Origin of the sequence: Microvirga arvi, assembly GCF_016892765.1 — a bacterium.
Lineage (GTDB): Bacteria > Pseudomonadota > Alphaproteobacteria > Rhizobiales > Beijerinckiaceae > Microvirga > Microvirga arvi.
Window position 1 is genome coordinate 1 of sequence record NZ_JAFEMD010000190.1, and the last position, 1,087, is coordinate 1,087.

The 1,087-nt window shown below is 63.8% G+C and carries 1 protein-coding gene; it reads left to right on the forward strand.

The features are described 5' to 3' along the window. A partial coding sequence (locus ILT44_RS30465; RefSeq protein ID WP_204243349.1) for an IS5 family transposase occupies positions 1-1,059 on the forward strand: 1,059 nt, incomplete at its 5' end. Positions 1,060-1,087 lie beyond the last annotated feature (28 nt).

The window sequence follows — 1,087 nt, forward strand, 5'->3', positions numbered from 1 at the left end:
TTCCAGCATGAGCTGCCGTGTGATCCCAGCTCGCTGACGCGCTGGCGCAAGCGGCTCGGACCCGAGGGACTGGAGAAGCTGCTGGCCGCCACCATCCAGGCCGGGCTGGAGAGCGGCGCGGTGCGGCCCTCCAGTTTGGAGCGGATCAGCGTCGATACGACGGTGCAACCCAAGGCCATCACCCATCCCACCGACGCGAAGCTCTATCTCAAGGCACTGCAGGCTTTGGTGCGGCAGGCCAAGCGGCACGGCCTCGAGCTGCGGCAGGCTCACACCCGCCTGGCTAAGCGCGCCACTGTGCAGGTCGGGCGCTATGCCCATGCCCGGCAGATGCGACGCATGCGCCGCGAACTGAAGCGGCTGAAGACCTATTTGGGCCGGGTCTATCGCGATATCGCCAGGAAAGTCGCCCGTGATGAGGTTCTCTCACGCCGGTTTGCTCCTCTGCTCGGCCTGACGGAGCGTCTTCTGATCCAGGAGCGCACGAGCAAGAACAAACTTTACAGCCTGCATGCGCCCGAGGTGGTGTGCATCGCCAAAGGCAAGGCGCATCGGCCGTACGAGTTCGGCAGCAAGGTCGCACTGGCACTGACCAACCGCGAAGGCTTCGTGCTCGCCTCCAAATCGCTGGAGGGCAATCCGTATGACGGCCATACGCTCGGCACGACGATCGATCAGGTCGTTGCCATGACGGACGTGGAGCCCGCACGCATCTACGTCGACCAGGGCTATCGTGGGCATGACTACGCCAAGACGGATCGGGTATTCATCACGCGACAGCGGCGGGGTCTGACGCCCACGATCAAGCGGGAACTGAGACGCCGGTCCGCGATCGAGCCGATGATCGGGCACATGAAGGCGGACGGGCGGCTGGGACGCAATCACCTGCTCGGAGCCGCGGGTGATGCGATGAACGCGCTGCTCGTGGCCGCCGGACATAACCTGCGGCTGATACTGACGTGGCTCAGACTGTTTGTCGCTTGGCTCATGGCGGCTCTAATGGGCTCATCCGCGCAATCGGATACTTTCCCCGAACCCTGGAATCCAATTGCCGCCTGAGCAAACTGCATTGTTCAGGGCCGACTAC